14 protein-coding genes and 1 pseudogene are annotated in these 15,095 nt (G+C 62.8%); 3 read left to right on the plus strand and 12 right to left on the minus strand.

Annotation, left to right across the window (positions count from 1 at the left end; genetic code table 11):
- The 9 genes and pseudogenes from tnpC to NKK47_RS14425 form a co-directional block, all read right to left on the minus strand.
- Positions 1-1,339: IS66 family transposase (gene tnpC, locus NKK47_RS14385; protein WP_352577379.1), on the minus strand; the 1,339-nt coding region annotated here is incomplete at its 3' end.
- A 44-nt stretch (positions 1,340-1,383) separates the two neighbouring features.
- Entirely contained in the window at positions 1,384-1,728 is a 345-nt protein-coding gene (gene tnpB, locus NKK47_RS14390; protein WP_352577381.1) for an IS66 family insertion sequence element accessory protein TnpB, read from the minus strand.
- On the minus strand, positions 1,725-2,225 hold the full coding sequence (tnpA, locus tag NKK47_RS14395) for an IS66-like element accessory protein TnpA (RefSeq protein WP_502904998.1): 501 nt from the start codon (positions 2,223-2,225) through the stop codon (positions 1,725-1,727). Before tnpA ends, tnpB begins: the two co-directional genes overlap by 4 nt.
- Positions 2,226-2,504: 279 nt before the next feature.
- A complete protein-coding gene (locus NKK47_RS14400) occupies positions 2,505-3,011 on the minus strand; it encodes an L-2-amino-thiazoline-4-carboxylic acid hydrolase (RefSeq protein WP_352577383.1) in 507 nt (168 codons plus the stop codon).
- Positions 3,008-3,799 carry an ATP-binding cassette domain-containing protein gene (locus NKK47_RS14405; RefSeq protein ID WP_352577385.1) on the minus strand — a complete coding sequence of 264 codons (792 nt, stop codon included), beginning with the start codon at positions 3,797-3,799 and terminating at the stop codon, positions 3,008-3,010. Before NKK47_RS14405 ends, NKK47_RS14400 begins: the two co-directional genes overlap by 4 nt.
- A complete protein-coding gene (locus NKK47_RS14410) occupies positions 3,796-4,794 on the minus strand; it encodes an ABC transporter ATP-binding protein (protein WP_352577387.1) in 999 nt (332 codons plus the stop codon). The genes NKK47_RS14405 and NKK47_RS14410 overlap by 4 nt, the downstream gene beginning before the upstream one ends.
- Positions 4,791-5,621 (minus strand): ABC transporter permease, encoded by an 831-nt coding sequence (locus NKK47_RS14415; RefSeq protein WP_352577389.1) that lies wholly within the window; start codon positions 5,619-5,621, stop codon positions 4,791-4,793. Before NKK47_RS14415 ends, NKK47_RS14410 begins: the two co-directional genes overlap by 4 nt.
- A complete protein-coding gene (locus tag NKK47_RS14420) occupies positions 5,618-6,604 on the minus strand; it encodes an ABC transporter permease (protein WP_352577391.1) in 987 nt (328 codons plus the stop codon). Before NKK47_RS14420 ends, NKK47_RS14415 begins: the two co-directional genes overlap by 4 nt.
- Before the next feature lie 287 nt (positions 6,605-6,891).
- Positions 6,892-8,789, minus strand: a pseudogene (locus NKK47_RS14425) (ABC transporter substrate-binding protein).
- Positions 8,790-8,858: 69 nt separating this feature from the next.
- Between NKK47_RS14425 and NKK47_RS14430 the strand changes: the two are divergent.
- Positions 8,859-10,046, plus strand: coding sequence for a M24 family metallopeptidase (locus NKK47_RS14430; protein WP_352577393.1), 1,188 nt, complete (start codon positions 8,859-8,861; stop codon positions 10,044-10,046).
- A gap of 11 nt (positions 10,047-10,057) precedes the next feature.
- Here NKK47_RS14430 and NKK47_RS14435 read toward each other — a convergent pair whose 3' ends face one another.
- The 3 genes from NKK47_RS14435 to NKK47_RS14445 are packed head-to-tail and all read right to left on the minus strand — an operon-like array spanning position 10,058 to position 12,551.
- Complete coding sequence (locus tag NKK47_RS14435; protein ID WP_352577395.1) at positions 10,058-10,477, minus strand: cupin domain-containing protein; 420 nt, start codon at positions 10,475-10,477, stop codon at positions 10,058-10,060.
- Positions 10,478-10,503: 26 nt separating this feature from the next.
- The gene (locus NKK47_RS14440; protein WP_352577397.1) at positions 10,504-11,343 is read right to left on the minus strand and encodes a phosphoenolpyruvate hydrolase family protein; all 840 of its coding nucleotides are present in this window, start codon (positions 11,341-11,343) and stop codon (positions 10,504-10,506) included.
- Between the two features lie 11 nt (positions 11,344-11,354).
- Entirely contained in the window at positions 11,355-12,551 is a 1,197-nt protein-coding gene (locus NKK47_RS14445; RefSeq protein ID WP_352577399.1) for a Tm-1-like ATP-binding domain-containing protein, read from the minus strand.
- 109 nt (positions 12,552-12,660) lie between these two features.
- Between NKK47_RS14445 and NKK47_RS14450 the strand changes: the two genes are divergently transcribed.
- A complete protein-coding gene (locus NKK47_RS14450; RefSeq protein WP_502897736.1) occupies positions 12,661-13,356 on the plus strand; it encodes a TetR/AcrR family transcriptional regulator in 696 nt (231 codons plus the stop codon).
- A gap of 357 nt (positions 13,357-13,713) precedes the next feature.
- Positions 13,714-15,030: an ABC transporter substrate-binding protein gene (locus NKK47_RS14455; protein WP_352448404.1), complete on the plus strand. Its 1,317-nt coding sequence runs from the start codon at positions 13,714-13,716 to the stop codon at positions 15,028-15,030.
- Positions 15,031-15,095 lie beyond the last annotated feature (65 nt).

Here is a 15,095-nt window from a genome sequence, read left to right on the forward strand (position 1 = left end):
GGACCTCGGAAGAGCGCGAGAGGGTATCGCGCTCGCGGAGCAACCAGGCGTGCATGTCGTCGAGAAGTGGTTTGCTCTTCTCCTGGCGCACGGCATACCGCTCGTCAGCGCTGCGGCCGTTGATGGCGCGCTCGATCTCGAACAGGGCGTCGAGGCGCCTGACCGCCTCCAGCGCAATCGGGGAGATCGGTTTGCCCTTCTTGCCATCCCGGGCCTTTTTCGCAATGTCGGCCAATTCGAAGAATCCTCGCCGCGCATGGGCGTAGCAAAATGCCGGCGTGATTGGCTGCTGCTTCCGCTGCGGGTCGAACAGCGGCTCAAAGCCACTGTAACAGTCGCACTGAAGGATGCCGGCGAACCCAGCCAGATGCTTCTGAGGATGCTCGCCGCGCCGGTCGCTCGAGGCGTAATAGATCGCGGCCGGCGGCGCAGGCCCGGCGAAGGGCCGGTCGTCGCGCGTATAGGTCCAGATGCGCCCGGTCGCGCATTTGCCCTTCGCCAAGATGCGGATGGTGGTGTCGTCGCCATGAAGGCGCTCGGCCGCGAGCACATGGCGCTCGATCAGCTGGAAGAGCGGCATGACGGCGAAGGTTCCGTGGCCGACCTGATCGGCCAGCGTCGACAGCGGCAGGTCGATCCCCTCGGCCTTGAAGCGCGCGCTCTGGCGGTTGAGTGGAGCATGCATGCCGAACTTGTCGAACAGGATTGTCGCCAGCAGTTGGGGACCGATGAAGCCGCGCGGCGTGGCATGGAACGGCGCCGGCGGCTGGGTGATCTTCTCGCAATCGCGGCAAGTGAACTTTTCGCGCACCGTCTCGATCAGCTTGAACCGGCGCGGAATCTCTTCCAGCGTCTCGGTCACATCCTCGCCCAGCTTGGACAGCCGCGATCCGCCGCAGCAGGCGCAGGCAGTTGGAGGGTCGATGACGACGCGCTCGTGTTCGATGTCATCCGGCCATGGCTTGCGCACCGGTCGCTTGCGCGTGAACGGTCGGACCTTCTGCGTCTTCGCCGCCGCGGCCTGCGCGGCAAGCTCGTCCTCGGTCGCCGAGGTGACGAGGTCTTCGAGTTCCAATTCCAACTGCTCGATCAGCCGCGCCGTGCGCTCGGAGCGCTGCCCATACAGTTCGCGTTTCAGCTTCTCGATGCGCAGCTCGAGATACGCAATCCGGGCCTCGGTGTCGGACAGCATGGCCTGCGCGTTGGCGGCTTCAGCCCGCCAGTTGGCAGCATCCGCGACCGCCACATCGCGTTCAGCCTGCAACGCCTCACGCTCAGCCAGCAGCGCCACGTAGGCGCTGGCAAGATCCGAGGGGAGCTCAACCGGCTTCGAAGTCATGTGCCGATTGAATCACATTCCATCGTATTTTCAATAAAAAAATGCTACCCAACCCGAGTTGCACGCCACGTTTCCTGAGGGTTGCGCCAGTCTATGCCAGACAAGAGATAACTCAGCTGTGCAGGAGATACTGTCACAGCTCCACCCTCAACTGTCGGCCATATGAAGCGGCCGCGCTCGAGTCTTTTTGTGAACAGGCATGCTCCTTGGCCATCATGCCAAATGACTTTCAACAAATTTCCGCGTTTCCCCCTGAAGCAAAACAGGTTGCCCCCAAGGGGATTGTGTTTGAGGACCTCCTGCACCCGTAGCGCCAGTGATGGAAAGCCACATCTCATGTCGGTGTAGCCTGTGGCTAACCACACACGCACGCCTTCTGTCGGGATCATCGCAGCATTTCCAGTCCCTGCAAGATCCGCAGCAGGACACTGACGTCGACAGTGCGGTCGACGATCACACGCCGACCGTTGGCCCCGACGATTTCCATCCGGCCACCGGTAGACACCGCTTGGCTGGTCGTAGCTGGTACTTCAGAGTGCGATCGCGCAGGAGCCGACTCTTCCGGCTCTACATCGTGCAGGCTGGGACCGACAACACCCATGTCAATGAAGGCGATCGGTGGGGTCTCGGGCACCGGGTTGGCTCGGCCCAATCGCCCTTGCTGGGCTTGCTTCATCCAGATGAACAAGTGGTTCGCGTTCATATCGTGACGCCGCGCCACAACCGACACGGGATCACCGGTCTCCTGCACCTCACGCACGATCGCCAGCTTCTGCTCGACCGTCCAGGAGCGGCGCGTCCGCTGTCGGCCCGCACCCGGCGGCGGCAGAGCCGCGGACGTGCTCGCTTCCACCGTCGACGGCTGCTCCATAGCCAGATACTTCATTCGCCAAGCGTCCACTTAATCTAAGCGGACACTAACGCCTCAAGGTACGCGTCAGTAGGCGGCCGTCGTCGTATGCATACCACGAAGCAGGCACAGCGAGACACCAAGGAAGGTCCAGCCCCCGCAACCAAATTCCTTGCATGCGAGCATCAAAAACCCCTGTAGCCTTGCGGGGCCGGGTTTTTCCGTCCCGGCGCGCGAGCTTCGGTGTTTGGCAGCACGCCCCAAAACAGAGTTCCACGTCCTGCCGCCACCTAAATGTGCTGCATGGATGCAGCTCTAACCGGCATCCCGGTTGGTCAAGGCGATGTGGCAGCAGCCGGAACCGTGGCCGGGCGTCCAGGTGACGTTGTCGAAGCGCACTCCGGTGGCCTCGAACAGGCCACGGTCGAAGGCGCCGGCGATGCGGCAGAGTGTGGCGAGCTTCTCGTCGCCGACGCCGGCCTCGACCCAGGCGTCCTTCAGCGGACAGCGCCTGACCTTGAAGGCGATGCGGTCCGGACCGCGTTCGACGTCGGTCGGATACATGCGACCGCCATCCGGGCTGACGGCGAGGAACGCCTCGCCGATCGCCGGTGCGTCGTTTGGGCCGAAATCGGCAAAGGCCGCCGCCGCAACCTCCTTGCCGCGTTGTTCGATTATACGGATCATGATCGCCTCGGCTTTTTCCGCGCCCAACTCCGCGGTTAGCTCGTCGAGGAATAGACGATAGAGATCGGCGCGGTTGCGGAAGGCGGAATCGAGTTCGCGCGACAGTTTTTCGGCTCGGGCTTCGGCGTCGGTCATGATGCGTCCCGTTCGATCCTTGACAGTCTTGGCGCTGCCGCCACCAGCGCCTTGCCGATCGCGGATTGCGGCGCGTCGATGACGGTGCGGGCATCGCCGCTCTCGGCAATGCGCCCGGCGTCCAGAATGGCCATGCGGTGGGCGATGGCACGGACGACGCCGAGATCGTGCGAAATGAACAGATAGGCGATGCGTTCCTCGCGTTGAAGGTCAAGCAGCAGCTGCAGGATCTGCGCGCGCACCGAAACGTCGAGCGCCGACACGGCCTCGTCGAGCACGACCAGCGACGGTTTCGTGGCGATGGCGCGGGCGATTGCAACGCGCTGGCGTTGGCCGCCGGAAATTTCGTGAATGGCGCGGCCGGCGAGACCGGGGCTGAGGCCGACGCGTTCCAGCAGAGCTGCAATATGGCGCGGGCGCTCGGGGCCAGAGGCAATGTGATGGATGCGCAAGGGGTCGTCGAGCACACGCGCGACTGTGGCGCGTGGGTTCAAGGCGGCGAGCGGATCCTGAAACACCATCTGAAGACGGGCGCGCCGGCCGCGCAAGGCAGCGCCGTTCAGCGACAGGAAATCGCTGCCTTCAAACTCTATACGGCCGGTATCGAATTCGATGAGCCGGAGCACTAGACGAGCTATCGTCGACTTGCCGCTGCCGGAAGGTCCGGCCAGCGCCAGCGTCTCGCCGGGGTCGATGTGGAAGGAAACGTCGTCGACCGCGGCGATGATCTTGCCGCCGCGACTGTATCGTTTGGTCAGGCCGGAAACGGCGAGCAGCGGGTCGGTCATGTTCGCAACAGCGGCTCGGCGTCGAGGCCGAGATGAGCGTCAAGCAGCACACGAGTGTATGCGTGACGCGGCGCATTGACGATTTGGGCTGTCGAACCGAGCTCGAGCAGCTCGCCATGCCGGAACACCGCGATGCGCTCCGCAAGCTCAGCGGCCAGCGCAATGTCGTGGCTGATGAACAGCAGCGTCATACCGTCCTCGGCCACCAGTCGCCGGATCAGCCCGACGATCTCGGCCTGCACGATCGTATCCAGCGCGCTGGTCGCCTCGTCGGCGATCAGCAGTTTCGGACCGGCCGCAATCGCCGCGGCGATCGCCACACGCTGCTTCTGGCCGCCGGAGAGCTGGTGTGGGAAGGCGCAGAGGGCAGCGTCCGGATCGGGCAGGCGGACGCGCTCGAGCAGGGTTTTTGCCTTGGCATAGGCGTCTCGCCAACTGAGGCCGAGATGAGTGCACGCGACTTCCGCGATCTGCTTGCCGATTGGCATCACCGGGTCGAGACTGGCGGATGGGTCCTGGAAAACGAAGCCGATATCGCGGCCGCCGATGGGGGTGTGGCTTGTCGCTATGACGAATGGTCGGCGCTCTGTCGCGCCCCCCTCTGTCCTGCTGGACATCTCCCCCTCAAGGGGGGAGATTGCACTTTCATCTCTGCCTTCGCCAATCACCGAAGCTGGCGGAAAGGAACCGGCTGCGAAACTGCCGATCTCCCCCTCTGAGGGGGAGATGTCCGGCAGGACAGAGGGGGGTGCCTTGGCACCAAACATTGGTGGCGGGCGCAAGAGCCAATCGATGCGGCCTTCGATCCTGGCGGTGGCCGGCAGCAGCCCGGCAATGGCCAGCGCCAGCGTGCTCTTGCCCGAACCGCTTTCACCGATGATGGCAAAGCGCTCGCCGGCGGTGATGTCGAAGCCGACATTCTTCAGCGCCGCCACCTCGGCGCCGTCGCGGCGATAGGTCACCGTCAGATTGCGGATCGAAGCAAGCGCCGTCACGACAGGCTCCTCCTCATCGCCGTCGTCTCGACGACGCCTTCGCCGGCGAGATAGACGCCGAGCACGGTGAGCACGAGCGCTACGCCCGGAATGATCGACAGGAAGGGCGCGGTGCGCAGCACGGCGCGGCCTTCGGCGATCATGCCGCCCCAGGTAACCCGGTTGGGATCGCCGAGGCCGAGAAAGGACAATGCCGCTTCGGTGAGAATCGCCGCGGCGACGATCACCGACGACAAAGCCATTACCGGCGGCAGCGCATTGGGGAGCACCTCGCGAAAGGCGATCTCCAGCGGATGCATGCCGATGACGCGGGCGCCGGCAACAAAATCGCGCTCGCGGATCGACAGCACTTCGGCCCGCGCCACGCGTACCGGTCCGGTCCAGGCGCCCAGCGCGATCGCAGCGACGACGACGCCGAGCGACGGCCCAACGATGCTGACGAAAGCCAAAGCCAGCAGAAAGGCTGGGACGGTCTGGAAAGCGTCGGTGATGCGCATCAGCATCTCGTCGACAAGGCCGCCAGCAAAGCCGGCCACGGTGCCGATCACGGCGCCGATGGCAAGGGCGGCGGCTGCTGCTGCCAGCCCGACCGCCAGCGAGGTACGGGCGCCATGGAAGAGCTCGGCTAGCACGTCGCGGCCGAGGCGGTCGGTGCCGAGTGGCAACGACCAGTCCTGGAACGGCGGCAGCAATGCCGGTCCGGCAATCGCCTGCGGATCGCCGGGAAAGAACAAAGGTGCAGCAAGCGCCACGGCAAACAGCGCCGCCAGGATGACCGCGCCGGCGACAGCCTCCGGCGTGCGCAGGAAGCGGGCAAGTGGAGTCATGCGCTGGCCTCACTGGCGCCGACGCGCGGATCGAGGAAGACGTAGGCGATGTCGACGAGAAGGTTGATAATGACGACCAGGACAGCGCTGGTGAGAATAATGCCGAGCAGTAGTGGGGTATCCCGCGCGGCCACCGCTTCCTGCGCCAGCCGGCCGAGGCCGGGCACGGAAAAGACGCTCTCGATCACGACGCTGCCGCCCAGCATCTGCGCGGATTGCAGGCCGAGCATGGTGACCAGCGGCAACAGTGCGTTGCGTGCGACATGGGCGAGCACGATGCGGCGGCGGGAAAGTCCCCTGGCGCGGGCGGCCAGCACAAAGTCCTGTCGCCACACCTCGGCCATGCCGGCGCGCATCATGCGCAGATAGAGCGCGAGATAAATGAAGCCGAGCGCCGAAACCGGCAGGACGAGATGGCGGGCGATATCGGCGGCACGACCGAGGCCGGTCCTGGCCGAGGCGATACTCTCGATGCCGCCGATCGGAAACCAGCGCAGGTCGACGGCGAAGACAATGATCAGCACAAGCCCGAGCCAGAAGCCCGGCACGGCATAGAGCGCCAGCGAACCGATGGAGAGGAAGCGATCGCGGAAGCTGCCGGGACTGGCGCCGGCATAGATGCCGAGCGCCGAGCCGAGGCCGAAGGAGAGCGCGGTGGCGCTGCCCATCAACAGCAGCGTGTTGGGCAGGCGCTCGAGGATGACATCGCGGATCGGCCGCGAAAAGGTGACCGATTGGCCGAGATCGAGATGCAGCAGCGCCCAAAGGTAATTGGCGAGCCGTGTCAGCTCCGACTGGTCGAGCCCCCAGCGGTGACGCAACAGCTCGATCATGCCGGCGTCGCCGCCGGTCGAGACGATGTAGGCATCGACCGCGTCGCCGGGAGCGGCTTCGAGCAACAGGAACGTGCCGATGACGACAATCAGCAGCACGAAGATGCTGCCGACGAGACGGCGGCGAAGGAGGATGACGGCGCGGGTCATGGCGCAACGCCGATAGGAGAGCCAAGTCTTCGGTGCCGCGCTCTACGGCGCCCCCCTCTGTCCTGCCGGACATCTCCCCCACAAGGAGGGAGATTGGCAGTTTCGGCGTTGCCGGCCGTCTTGCAACGCTGGAGATTGGCAAAAGCGACAATGACAGCCGATCTCCCCGTTCGTGGGGGAGATGCCAAGTGGTGGCAAAGAGGGCAGGACAGAGGGGGGCGCGAAAAAGCTCTCATCGCTGAAGCTGAGCACCCACACAAGCGGCGCGCAAGTCTGGAGAGACTTTCTTACCCCTCCAGCCAAGTGTCCGCCCAGTTCGATACCGCCCAGCGCGGGTTGTTGGCGATGTTGTTGACCGTATCGCGGGCGACGCTGATGAAACTCCATTCGGCGACGTTGATCAGCGGCAGGTCGGCGGCAACTTTCCTCTGGAACTCCTTGTAGAGTTCGGTGCGGGCGGCGGTGTCGAGCGTCTCCGATGCCTTGGCGATCAGGGCATCGAGTTCGGCGCTCTTGTAGCCGCCCTGGTTGGAGAAGGGCACGCCGTCGGGAATGCCGCTCTGCACCAGGATGGTGGTCGAGATCGCCGGATCGCCGCGGAACACCGGCGGCCCGACCGCGAGGTCGAAGGCGTGGTCGGTGTAGACCGCCTTGATGTGCGCGGCAGAGTCGTTGTTGACCAGCTGGGCGTCGATGCCGATGGCGGCGAGCGCCTGGCGCAGATAGTCGCCGAACTGCTTGGTTTCGTTGAAGTAAGGCGCCGGCAGCAATCTCAGTGAAAAGCGCTTGCCGTCATCGCCCCGGCTGTAGCCGGCCTCGTCAAGCAAGGCGTTGGCCTTGGCGACGTCGAAGGCGTAGGTCGGCACGTCGGAGGTGTAGATTTTTTCGGCACCGGGCCAGTGGCGGTGGCGGCATAGCCAAGGAATACCGTCTTGACGACGAAATCCTTGTCGATGGCGTGAGCGATCGCCTGGCGTACTTTCAGGTCGGCCAGCTCCTTGCGGCGATGATTGATCTCGACGACGAGCTGGTAGGTCAGCCCTTCATAACCCTTGGTGATCACCTTGAGACCGGGCACTTTGGAGATGCGGTCGAGATCGGCCAGGGGCACGGCGGAGAAGGCGGCGAGCTGGATCTCTTCGGCTTCCAGGGCGCTGGCCGCCGACGTGCGGTCCGGCAGCACCTGATAGATGATCTCGTCGAGATAGGGCTCGTCCTTGCCCCAATAGTCGGTGTTCTTCTCCAGCCGGTAATATTCGCCGGGCTTGTGTTCGGCAAATTTGAACGGTCCGGTGCCGACCGGGGCGTTGTTGGCCGGGTTGTCCTCGATCTTTCCGGTCTCATAGATGTGCTTGGGCACCACGCTGCTCAGCGCCGGCAAGGCGTTGCGGATCAGCTGGAACGGTGTCGGCTTGGCGAATTTGAACACGGCGGTGGTTTCGTCCGGCGTGTGGACCGCCTCCAGATCCTTGAACACGGTGCGGCCGAGATTCTGCAGCGGCTTCCAGACCTGCAGCGCCGAGAAGGCGACATCGGCTGAGGTGAATGGCTTCCCATCATGCCATTTGACGCCCTCGCGCAGTTTAAACGTCACCGACAGGCCGTCGGCGGCACCTTCCCAGCTGAGCGCCAGGCGCGGATCGAGCCCGTCCTTGCCGCCGAAGGAGGCCTCGGCCAAGGTTTCCACGATCTTGCTCGAAATGAAGAAGACGCCGTTCGAGGCGACAATCGCCGGATTGAGATTGCGCGGCTCGGAATCGGCGGCGACAACCAGTCGTCCGCCCTTTCTCGGCGTCTGCGCCGAGCCGATCGTCGGCATGGCGGTGGAGGCCAACAGCAATGCCGAACCGGCCAGCATTGTACGTCTGGAAATGGTGAACTCTGGCATGATCGAACTCCGTCCTCTCCGCGGACCCGGCCGGGTCCGCCGTACCCCTCGGACGCTCGTAAGCATCCTGCAAAGCTGATTATGGGCCTTGTGCGGGGTTTCGCCAAAGACGGAATTGGCGCATCTCTGCGTGGCTTTGAAATTTCCGTCCGCTGGACCAGTTGTACAGAAAATGGTTCGACGCGCGGTTCTAGCAGGACCAGACTGGAGTAAAGTGCAGCCGGTGGAGCAGCTTTTGGGGCTGGTTCGCCCGTTCTGGCTGGACCAGATCGGGCAAAATGATGCAGATTTAAGCATAGCCGAGGTTCAGAGCCGGAAAAGCCGGTGCCGGCGAGCGGCCGGCTAAGGGATTTCAGGGAGAGAGACATGAACATTGCCCCAGGCAAGAATGCCGTCGGCAGCGTGCCGTTCGACCAGGCCAGGGTGGACGGGCTGATGGAGGAGGCCGGCATCGACGTGCTGCTCGCCACCTCCAAGCACAACACGCAATATCTGCTTGGCGGCTACAAGTTCATCTTCTTCGCCGCCATGGATGCAATCGGCCACAGCCGTTATCTGCCTGTCGTCGTCTATGAGAAAGGTGGGCCGGAGCATGCCGCCTATATCGGCAACCGCATGGAAGGCGGCGAGCACCAGAATCATCCGTTCTGGACGCCGACACTGCATGCCGCCTGCTGGGGTACGCTCGATGCCGCCAATCTGGCGGTCGAGCATTTGCGAAAGATCGGCAAGGGCAATGCCCGCATCGGCATCGAGCCCGCCTTCCTGCCGTCCGACGCCTATATGCTGATCCGCAACGCGCTGCCGGATGCCAAGCTGATCGATGCGACTGATATGCTGGAGCGCATGCGGGCAATCAAAACCGAGGCGGAGCTGGAAAAGCTGCGCATCGCTTCGGAGCTGATCACCGATTCCATGCTGGCGACCATCGGCTGGGCACGCGAAGGCACGACCAAGAGCGAGATCATCGAACAGCTCAGGCGCGAGGAGACCAATCGCGGCGCGCATTTCGAATATTGCCTGTTGACGCTAGGCTCCAGCCACAACCGCGCCGCCTCGCCGCAGGCGTGGAGGAAGGGCGAGGTGATGTCGATCGATTCCGGCGGCAACTACCACGGCTATATCGGCGATCTTTGCCGCATGGGCGTGCTGGGCGACCCTGACGCCGAACTCGAGGATCTGCTGGCCGAGATCGAGACAGTGCAGCAGGCGGCCTTCTCCAAGGTCAAGGCGGGCACGCTGGGCGGTGACATGATTTCTCGTGCCGAAGGCGTTCTGAAGAAATCCAAGGTTGCGGCCTATACTGATTTCTTCGCGCATGGCATGGGGCTGATCACGCATGAAGCGCCGTTCCTGATGACCAACCATCCGGTGACCTATGAAGGCACCTATGCCGCAAAGCCGCTGGAGAAGAACATGGTGCTTTCGGTCGAGACGACCATGCTCCACCCGACGCGCGGCTTCATCAAGCTGGAGGACACGGTGGCGGTGACCGATGCCGGTTACGTCATGTTCGGCGATCGGGGCCGGGGCTGGAACAGGGGCGGGGGTTAGGCGCTTCTATCTCACTTCCCGCCCGGCGGCAGCAGCCTGAAATCCGGCAGGTCGCGCAACGCCAGTTCCGGCCCGGCCGGCGAATAGACGACGAAAAGCTGCATCGGCCCGTCGCCGGTATTGAGCGTCGAGTGGAAGCGGCTTTCCGGCACATAGATGGTGCAGCCGGGGCCGACTTTCTCGACGACCGGGTTGCCTTTCTCGTCTTCGACCATCTGCTCGCCATTGCCTGAGATGACAAAGATGATCTCCTCCGCACCCGGATGGTTATGACGCGTATGGCCTTTGCCTGACGGTAGGTCGACGACACCACCGGAAAATCGCTTTGCGCCGTTCACTTCGGGAGCGACCGTCAGCGACAGCCTGCCCCAGTCGAAGCCGAAGGCGCTGACGTCTTTTGGATATACGAATACCTTGCTGTTGTCGGTCATCGTCCCACCTTTCTTTTTGCTGGTCTCTACGCAGCGCCGAACGTGACGGCCTTGAAATCCGCCGTCTGCCTGGCGATCGAGGCTTCCGCCGGCAGCCGCTCCATCGAACTGGCGCCATAGAACCCGTGCAGGCCCTTGCAGCGCTCGAGAATATATCTGGCGTCGTCCGGCATCGAGATCGGCCCGCCATGGTAAAGCAGGATCATATCCTCGCGCACTGAGCGTGCCGCTTTGGCGATGGCGTCGATCTCGCTCACACAGTCGTCCAGCGATTTAGCCGATGTCGCGCCAATCGAGCCGCCGGTGGTCACCCCCATATGGGCGACGACGATGTCGGCGCCAGCTGTTGTCATGGCGCGCGCCTCGTCTGGGTTGAAGACATAGGGCGTGGTCAACAGGTCGAGTTTGTGAGCCTCGGCGATCATGTCGACCTCGAGCCCGAAGCCCATGCCGGTTTCTTCAAAACTCTGCCGCATCTGGCCGTCGAACAGTCCGATGGTCGGAAAGTTCTGCACACCGGAAAAGCCCATCGTCTTCAACTCGGCCAAAAGCAGCGGCATGATGACGAAGGGATCGGTGCCGTTGACGCCGGCCAGCACCGGCGTCTTCTTCACTACCGGCAGCACTTCGTACGCCATTTCCTTGACGATCTCGTTGGCGTTGCCATAGGCGAGCAGGCCGGCGGCCGAGCCGCGCCCGGCCATGCGGTAGCGGCCGGAATTGTAGATGATGATCAGGTCGATGCCGCCGGCTTCCTCTGCCTTGGCCGACAGGCCGGTGCCGGCACCGCCGCCGACGATCGGCACGCCGTCCGCGATCATCTTGCGGAATTTCTCCAGGATTTTCTTGCGCGGTATGGCGGCCATGTCTTGGTGTCTCACTGTCTGGCGATGTCGAGGAAGGCCGTTGTGGCAGCCCAGGCGAATTCGGGGTCGTTGATATGAAGCGGCAGGCGCAGCACGCGCCGCGTTTTGGCGGGTTTGATGGTACGCTCGATCGCCTCGAACAAAGCGGCATCGGCTTCAGGGTCGAAGAAGGCGCCGCCTTCAATGTCGAGCGCCGACACGCCTTTCTCCGGAATGAGGAAAAGAACCGGACCCTGGCAGAGGCTCAGCCTTGTACCGATCCATTCGCCGATCGTTCTGCTTTCGTCGGCAGTGGTGCGCATCAGTGTGACGTTTGGATTGTGCTCATAGAACAGCCGGCCGCGATAGCGTTCCGGAATTGTCGGCGGCGCCCAGAAATTGACCATGTCGAGCGCGCCGACCGAGCCGACATAAGGCAGCCCGGTGCGGGCGATGGCGCCAAAGCGATCTTCGGTCGCCGGCAGCACGCCGCCAAGCACCAAGTCGCAGACTTCGGTCGTTGTGATGTCGATGACGCCTGACAACAGGCCGCTGTCGGCCAATTTTTCCATGGTGCGGCCGCCGGTGCCGGTGGCATGAAAGACCATGCAGTCATAAGTCGAACGAAGCTCATCGGCGATCGCGGTCACGCATGGCGTGGTGACGCCGAACATGGTGAGGCCGAGCGACGGTTTGCCCTCGGGCGGCGGCGCCGGCTTTGTCGCCATGCCTGATATCGCCTGGGCGGCGTTGTGCAGCACGACACGCGAAAGCCGGTTGAGGCCGGCCATGTCGGTCACCGACGGCATCATGACGATGTCGGAGACGTCGACGTAAGGCGCGGTGTCACCCGAGGCCAACGTCGAAACCATGATCTTGGGCAGACCGAGCGGCAGCGTGCGCATGCCTGCGGTGATGATCGAGGTGCCGCCACCGCCGCCAATTCCGATAATCCCGGCAATATCGCTGCGCGACTGGACAAACCGGGCAAAGGCGGCAGCCATCGCCGCCACCGCGGTGCCGCGATCGTCGACGCCGAGCACGGCATTGCGACCCTCGGAATGGTGGCTGGCGACCTCGTCTGCCGAAACATCGACCGACACGGTCGCGCCGCGTGTTCCGATGTCGACACGGGCAATCGAAGCGCCGGTAGCCGCGACCGCATCGGCCAGAAATGCGAGTTCCTCGCCCTTGGTGTCGGCGGTGCCCACCACATAGATGCGCTTCATCGCGTTTCCCCGGTCTTGGGCGTGCTCGGCGCTGCCGCCCCTTTTTGCCCGGCCGTTCGACGGCGCGAAGGGCCATTGCAATTTTTTGAGACACGCGTATCGTATTGACATGAATGTCTCACGTCAACAAGCGGCAATGGACGACGATGCCAGCCAAGGGCCGAACCCCCAAGTAGAGCGCGGGGCCCGCGCGCGCACCAGGCGTCTCATGCTTGAGACGGCGACAAAGCTGATGCAGGCGGGCGCCACGCCCTCCGTCAGCGAGGTGGCGGAGGCAGCGGAGGTCTCGCGCGCCACCGCCTATCGGTATTTTCCGAGCCAAGCGGCGTTGGTGCAGGCGGTGGTCGATGAGGGGCTTGGGCCGATCCTTACGTGGAAATCGAGCTCTGCCGATCCCGAGCGCCGGGTCGCCGACCTGTTCGAGACCGCCATGCCGCGCATCGAGGTCTTCGAAGCGACGTTCAAGGCGGCGCTGAAACTGTCGCTCGACCAGTGGGCGCAGCGACAGGCAGGCACGCTTGACGGCGAACCTGCCTTCACGCGCGGCCATCGCGTCGATCTTTTGAAAGATGCGATCGCGCCACTCAAAGGCCGGTTGCCGCCGCGCGAATTCAAGCGGCTCGCGCAGGCGCTGTCATTGATCTTCGGTGTTGAGGTGCTGATCGTATTGAAGGATATATGGGGATTGGATAGCCGCAGTATGATGTCGGTTGCGCAATGGGCGGCCGGCGCTCTTGTGCGCGCGGCTATGACCGAATCGATGATTGAAGGAGATGGGATCGCGCCGACGACCGCCGTGAGATGACGCCAATCTGGTTCGACCAGATTTTCAACCTGGCTATTCATGCTACTAGCGATGCAGCGGCCCAAGTAAGGCATTCATGTATCAAGGAGTAGGAAAATTCAGGGAAAACAGGCAGATATCGCAGAAGCCAACTTGTCTGCGTGTCCGCCACCGTCCAAGAAAGGGCTTGACGTTCCTCTTAAATTGGTAATACCAGATCAGGACAAATAAAGCGGATCAAAGGTGAAGGCTGAGATCCGTTTCGGTCGAGCGAGGAGGCTCACAGACCGAAACGGTGCCGTCACGGGAGGACTACCAGGGCCGGCCTCGATGCCGGTTCTCATGAACGGTAGAATGCGCACAAGGGAGGAAATCATTATGCGCAAGACAATGACCAGCTTGCTTGCTGGTATCGGCCTAGTGCTCGCCTGCGGAACGTCCGTCTACGCGCAGGAAAAGGAACTTACAATCTTCTGGGCGGAATGGGATCCGGCCAATTACCTGCAGGAACTCGGCAACGAGTACGAGAAGGAAACCGGCGTCAAGATCACGGTGGAAACCACACCGTGGCCCGACTTCCAGACCAAGGCCTTCACGGAGTTCAACGCCCATGGCGACGCCTACGATATGGTCGTCGGCGACTCGCAATGGCTTGGTGCTGGCTCGACCGGTGGCCACTATGTCGACCTGACCGACTTCTTCAACAAGCACAAGGTCGGTGAAGTGATGGCACCGGCCACGGTGAAATACTATGCCGAATATCCGGGCGGCAGCAGCAAGTACTGGGCCATTCCGCTCGAAGGCGACGCCGTCGGCTGGTCCTATCGCAAGGACTGGTTCGAAGACCCCAAGGAAAAGGAAGCCTTCAAGGCCAAGTATGGCTACGATCTCGACGTGCCGAAGGATTTCAAGGCGCTACGCGACATCGCCGAATTCTTCTACCGGCCGGACCAGAAAAAATACGGCATCGCCATCTACACCGACAATTCCTATGACGCGATGGCGATGGGCTTCGAAAACGCGCTGTTCTCCTTCGGCGGCGAGCTGGGTGACTATAAGACCTACAAGGTCGATGGCTTCATCAACTCCGACAAGGCGATCGCGGCGCTCGACGCCTACAAGGAACTCTACAAGTTCACGCCTCCGGGCTGGGCCAAGTCGTTCTTCGTCGAGGACAACCAGGCGATCACTGAAAACCTGGCCGCGATGAGCATGAACTACTTCGCGTTCTTCCCCTCGTTGATCAACGAGGCGTCGAACCCGAACGCCAAGAACACCGGCTTCTTCGCCAATCCAGCCGGACCTGGCGGCGACCAGTTCGCCGCACTCGGCGGTCAGGGCATCTCCATCGTTTCCTACTCGCAGAAGCAGGAAGAGGCGACGAAGTTCCTGGAATGGTTCATCAAGGACGAGACCCAGAAGAAATGGGCAGCGCTTGGCGGCTACACCTGCAGTGCCGCCGTGCTCAAGTCGCCCGAATTCCAGAACGCCACGCCCTACAACAAGGCGTTCTACGAGACCATGTTCAAGGTCAAGGACTTCTGGGCGGTTCCGGAATACGCGGAACTGCTGCAGCAGCTTAACCAGCGCATCTATCCTTACATGATCGGCGGCGAAGGCACCGCCAAGGAGACGCTGGACGCACTGGCAGCCGACTGGAACGCGACCTTCAAGAAATACGGCCGCGGCCAATAAGTATGAAGTTTCACGGAGGGGGCGTTCGTGCCTCCTCCGTTTCTTTTTCTGATTTTTGAACCGGG

This window comes from Mesorhizobium sp. M0019 (genome assembly GCF_040323975.1).
Classification (GTDB): Bacteria; Pseudomonadota; Alphaproteobacteria; order Rhizobiales; family Rhizobiaceae; genus Mesorhizobium.

Coding starts and splice junctions, on each gene's coding strand:
- NKK47_RS14415 (WP_352577389.1), bottom strand. CDS start 5,621: ATGACTCCACTTGCCCGCTTCCTGCGCACGCCGGAGGCTGTCGCCGGC.
- NKK47_RS14400 (WP_352577383.1), bottom strand. CDS start 3,011: ATGACCGACGCCGAAGCCCGAGCCGAAAAACTGTCGCGCGAACTCGAT.
- NKK47_RS14455 (WP_352448404.1), top strand. CDS start 13,714: ATGCGCAAGACAATGACCAGCTTGCTTGCTGGTATCGGCCTAGTGCTC.
- NKK47_RS14445 (WP_352577399.1), bottom strand. CDS start 12,551: ATGAAGCGCATCTATGTGGTGGGCACCGCCGACACCAAGGGCGAGGAA.
- tnpB (WP_352577381.1), bottom strand. CDS start 1,728: ATGATCCCGACAGAAGGCGTGCGTGTGTGGTTAGCCACAGGCTACACC.
- NKK47_RS14435 (WP_352577395.1), bottom strand. CDS start 10,477: ATGACCGACAACAGCAAGGTATTCGTATATCCAAAAGACGTCAGCGCC.
- NKK47_RS14450 (WP_502897736.1), top strand. CDS start 12,661: ATGAATGTCTCACGTCAACAAGCGGCAATGGACGACGATGCCAGCCAA.
- NKK47_RS14440 (WP_352577397.1), bottom strand. CDS start 11,343: ATGGCCGCCATACCGCGCAAGAAAATCCTGGAGAAATTCCGCAAGATG.
- NKK47_RS14420 (WP_352577391.1), bottom strand. CDS start 6,604: ATGACCCGCGCCGTCATCCTCCTTCGCCGCCGTCTCGTCGGCAGCATC.
- tnpA (WP_502904998.1), bottom strand. CDS start 2,225: ATGAAGTATCTGGCTATGGAGCAGCCGTCGACGGTGGAAGCGAGCACG.
- NKK47_RS14430 (WP_352577393.1), top strand. CDS start 8,859: ATGAACATTGCCCCAGGCAAGAATGCCGTCGGCAGCGTGCCGTTCGAC.
- NKK47_RS14405 (WP_352577385.1), bottom strand. CDS start 3,799: ATGACCGACCCGCTGCTCGCCGTTTCCGGCCTGACCAAACGATACAGT.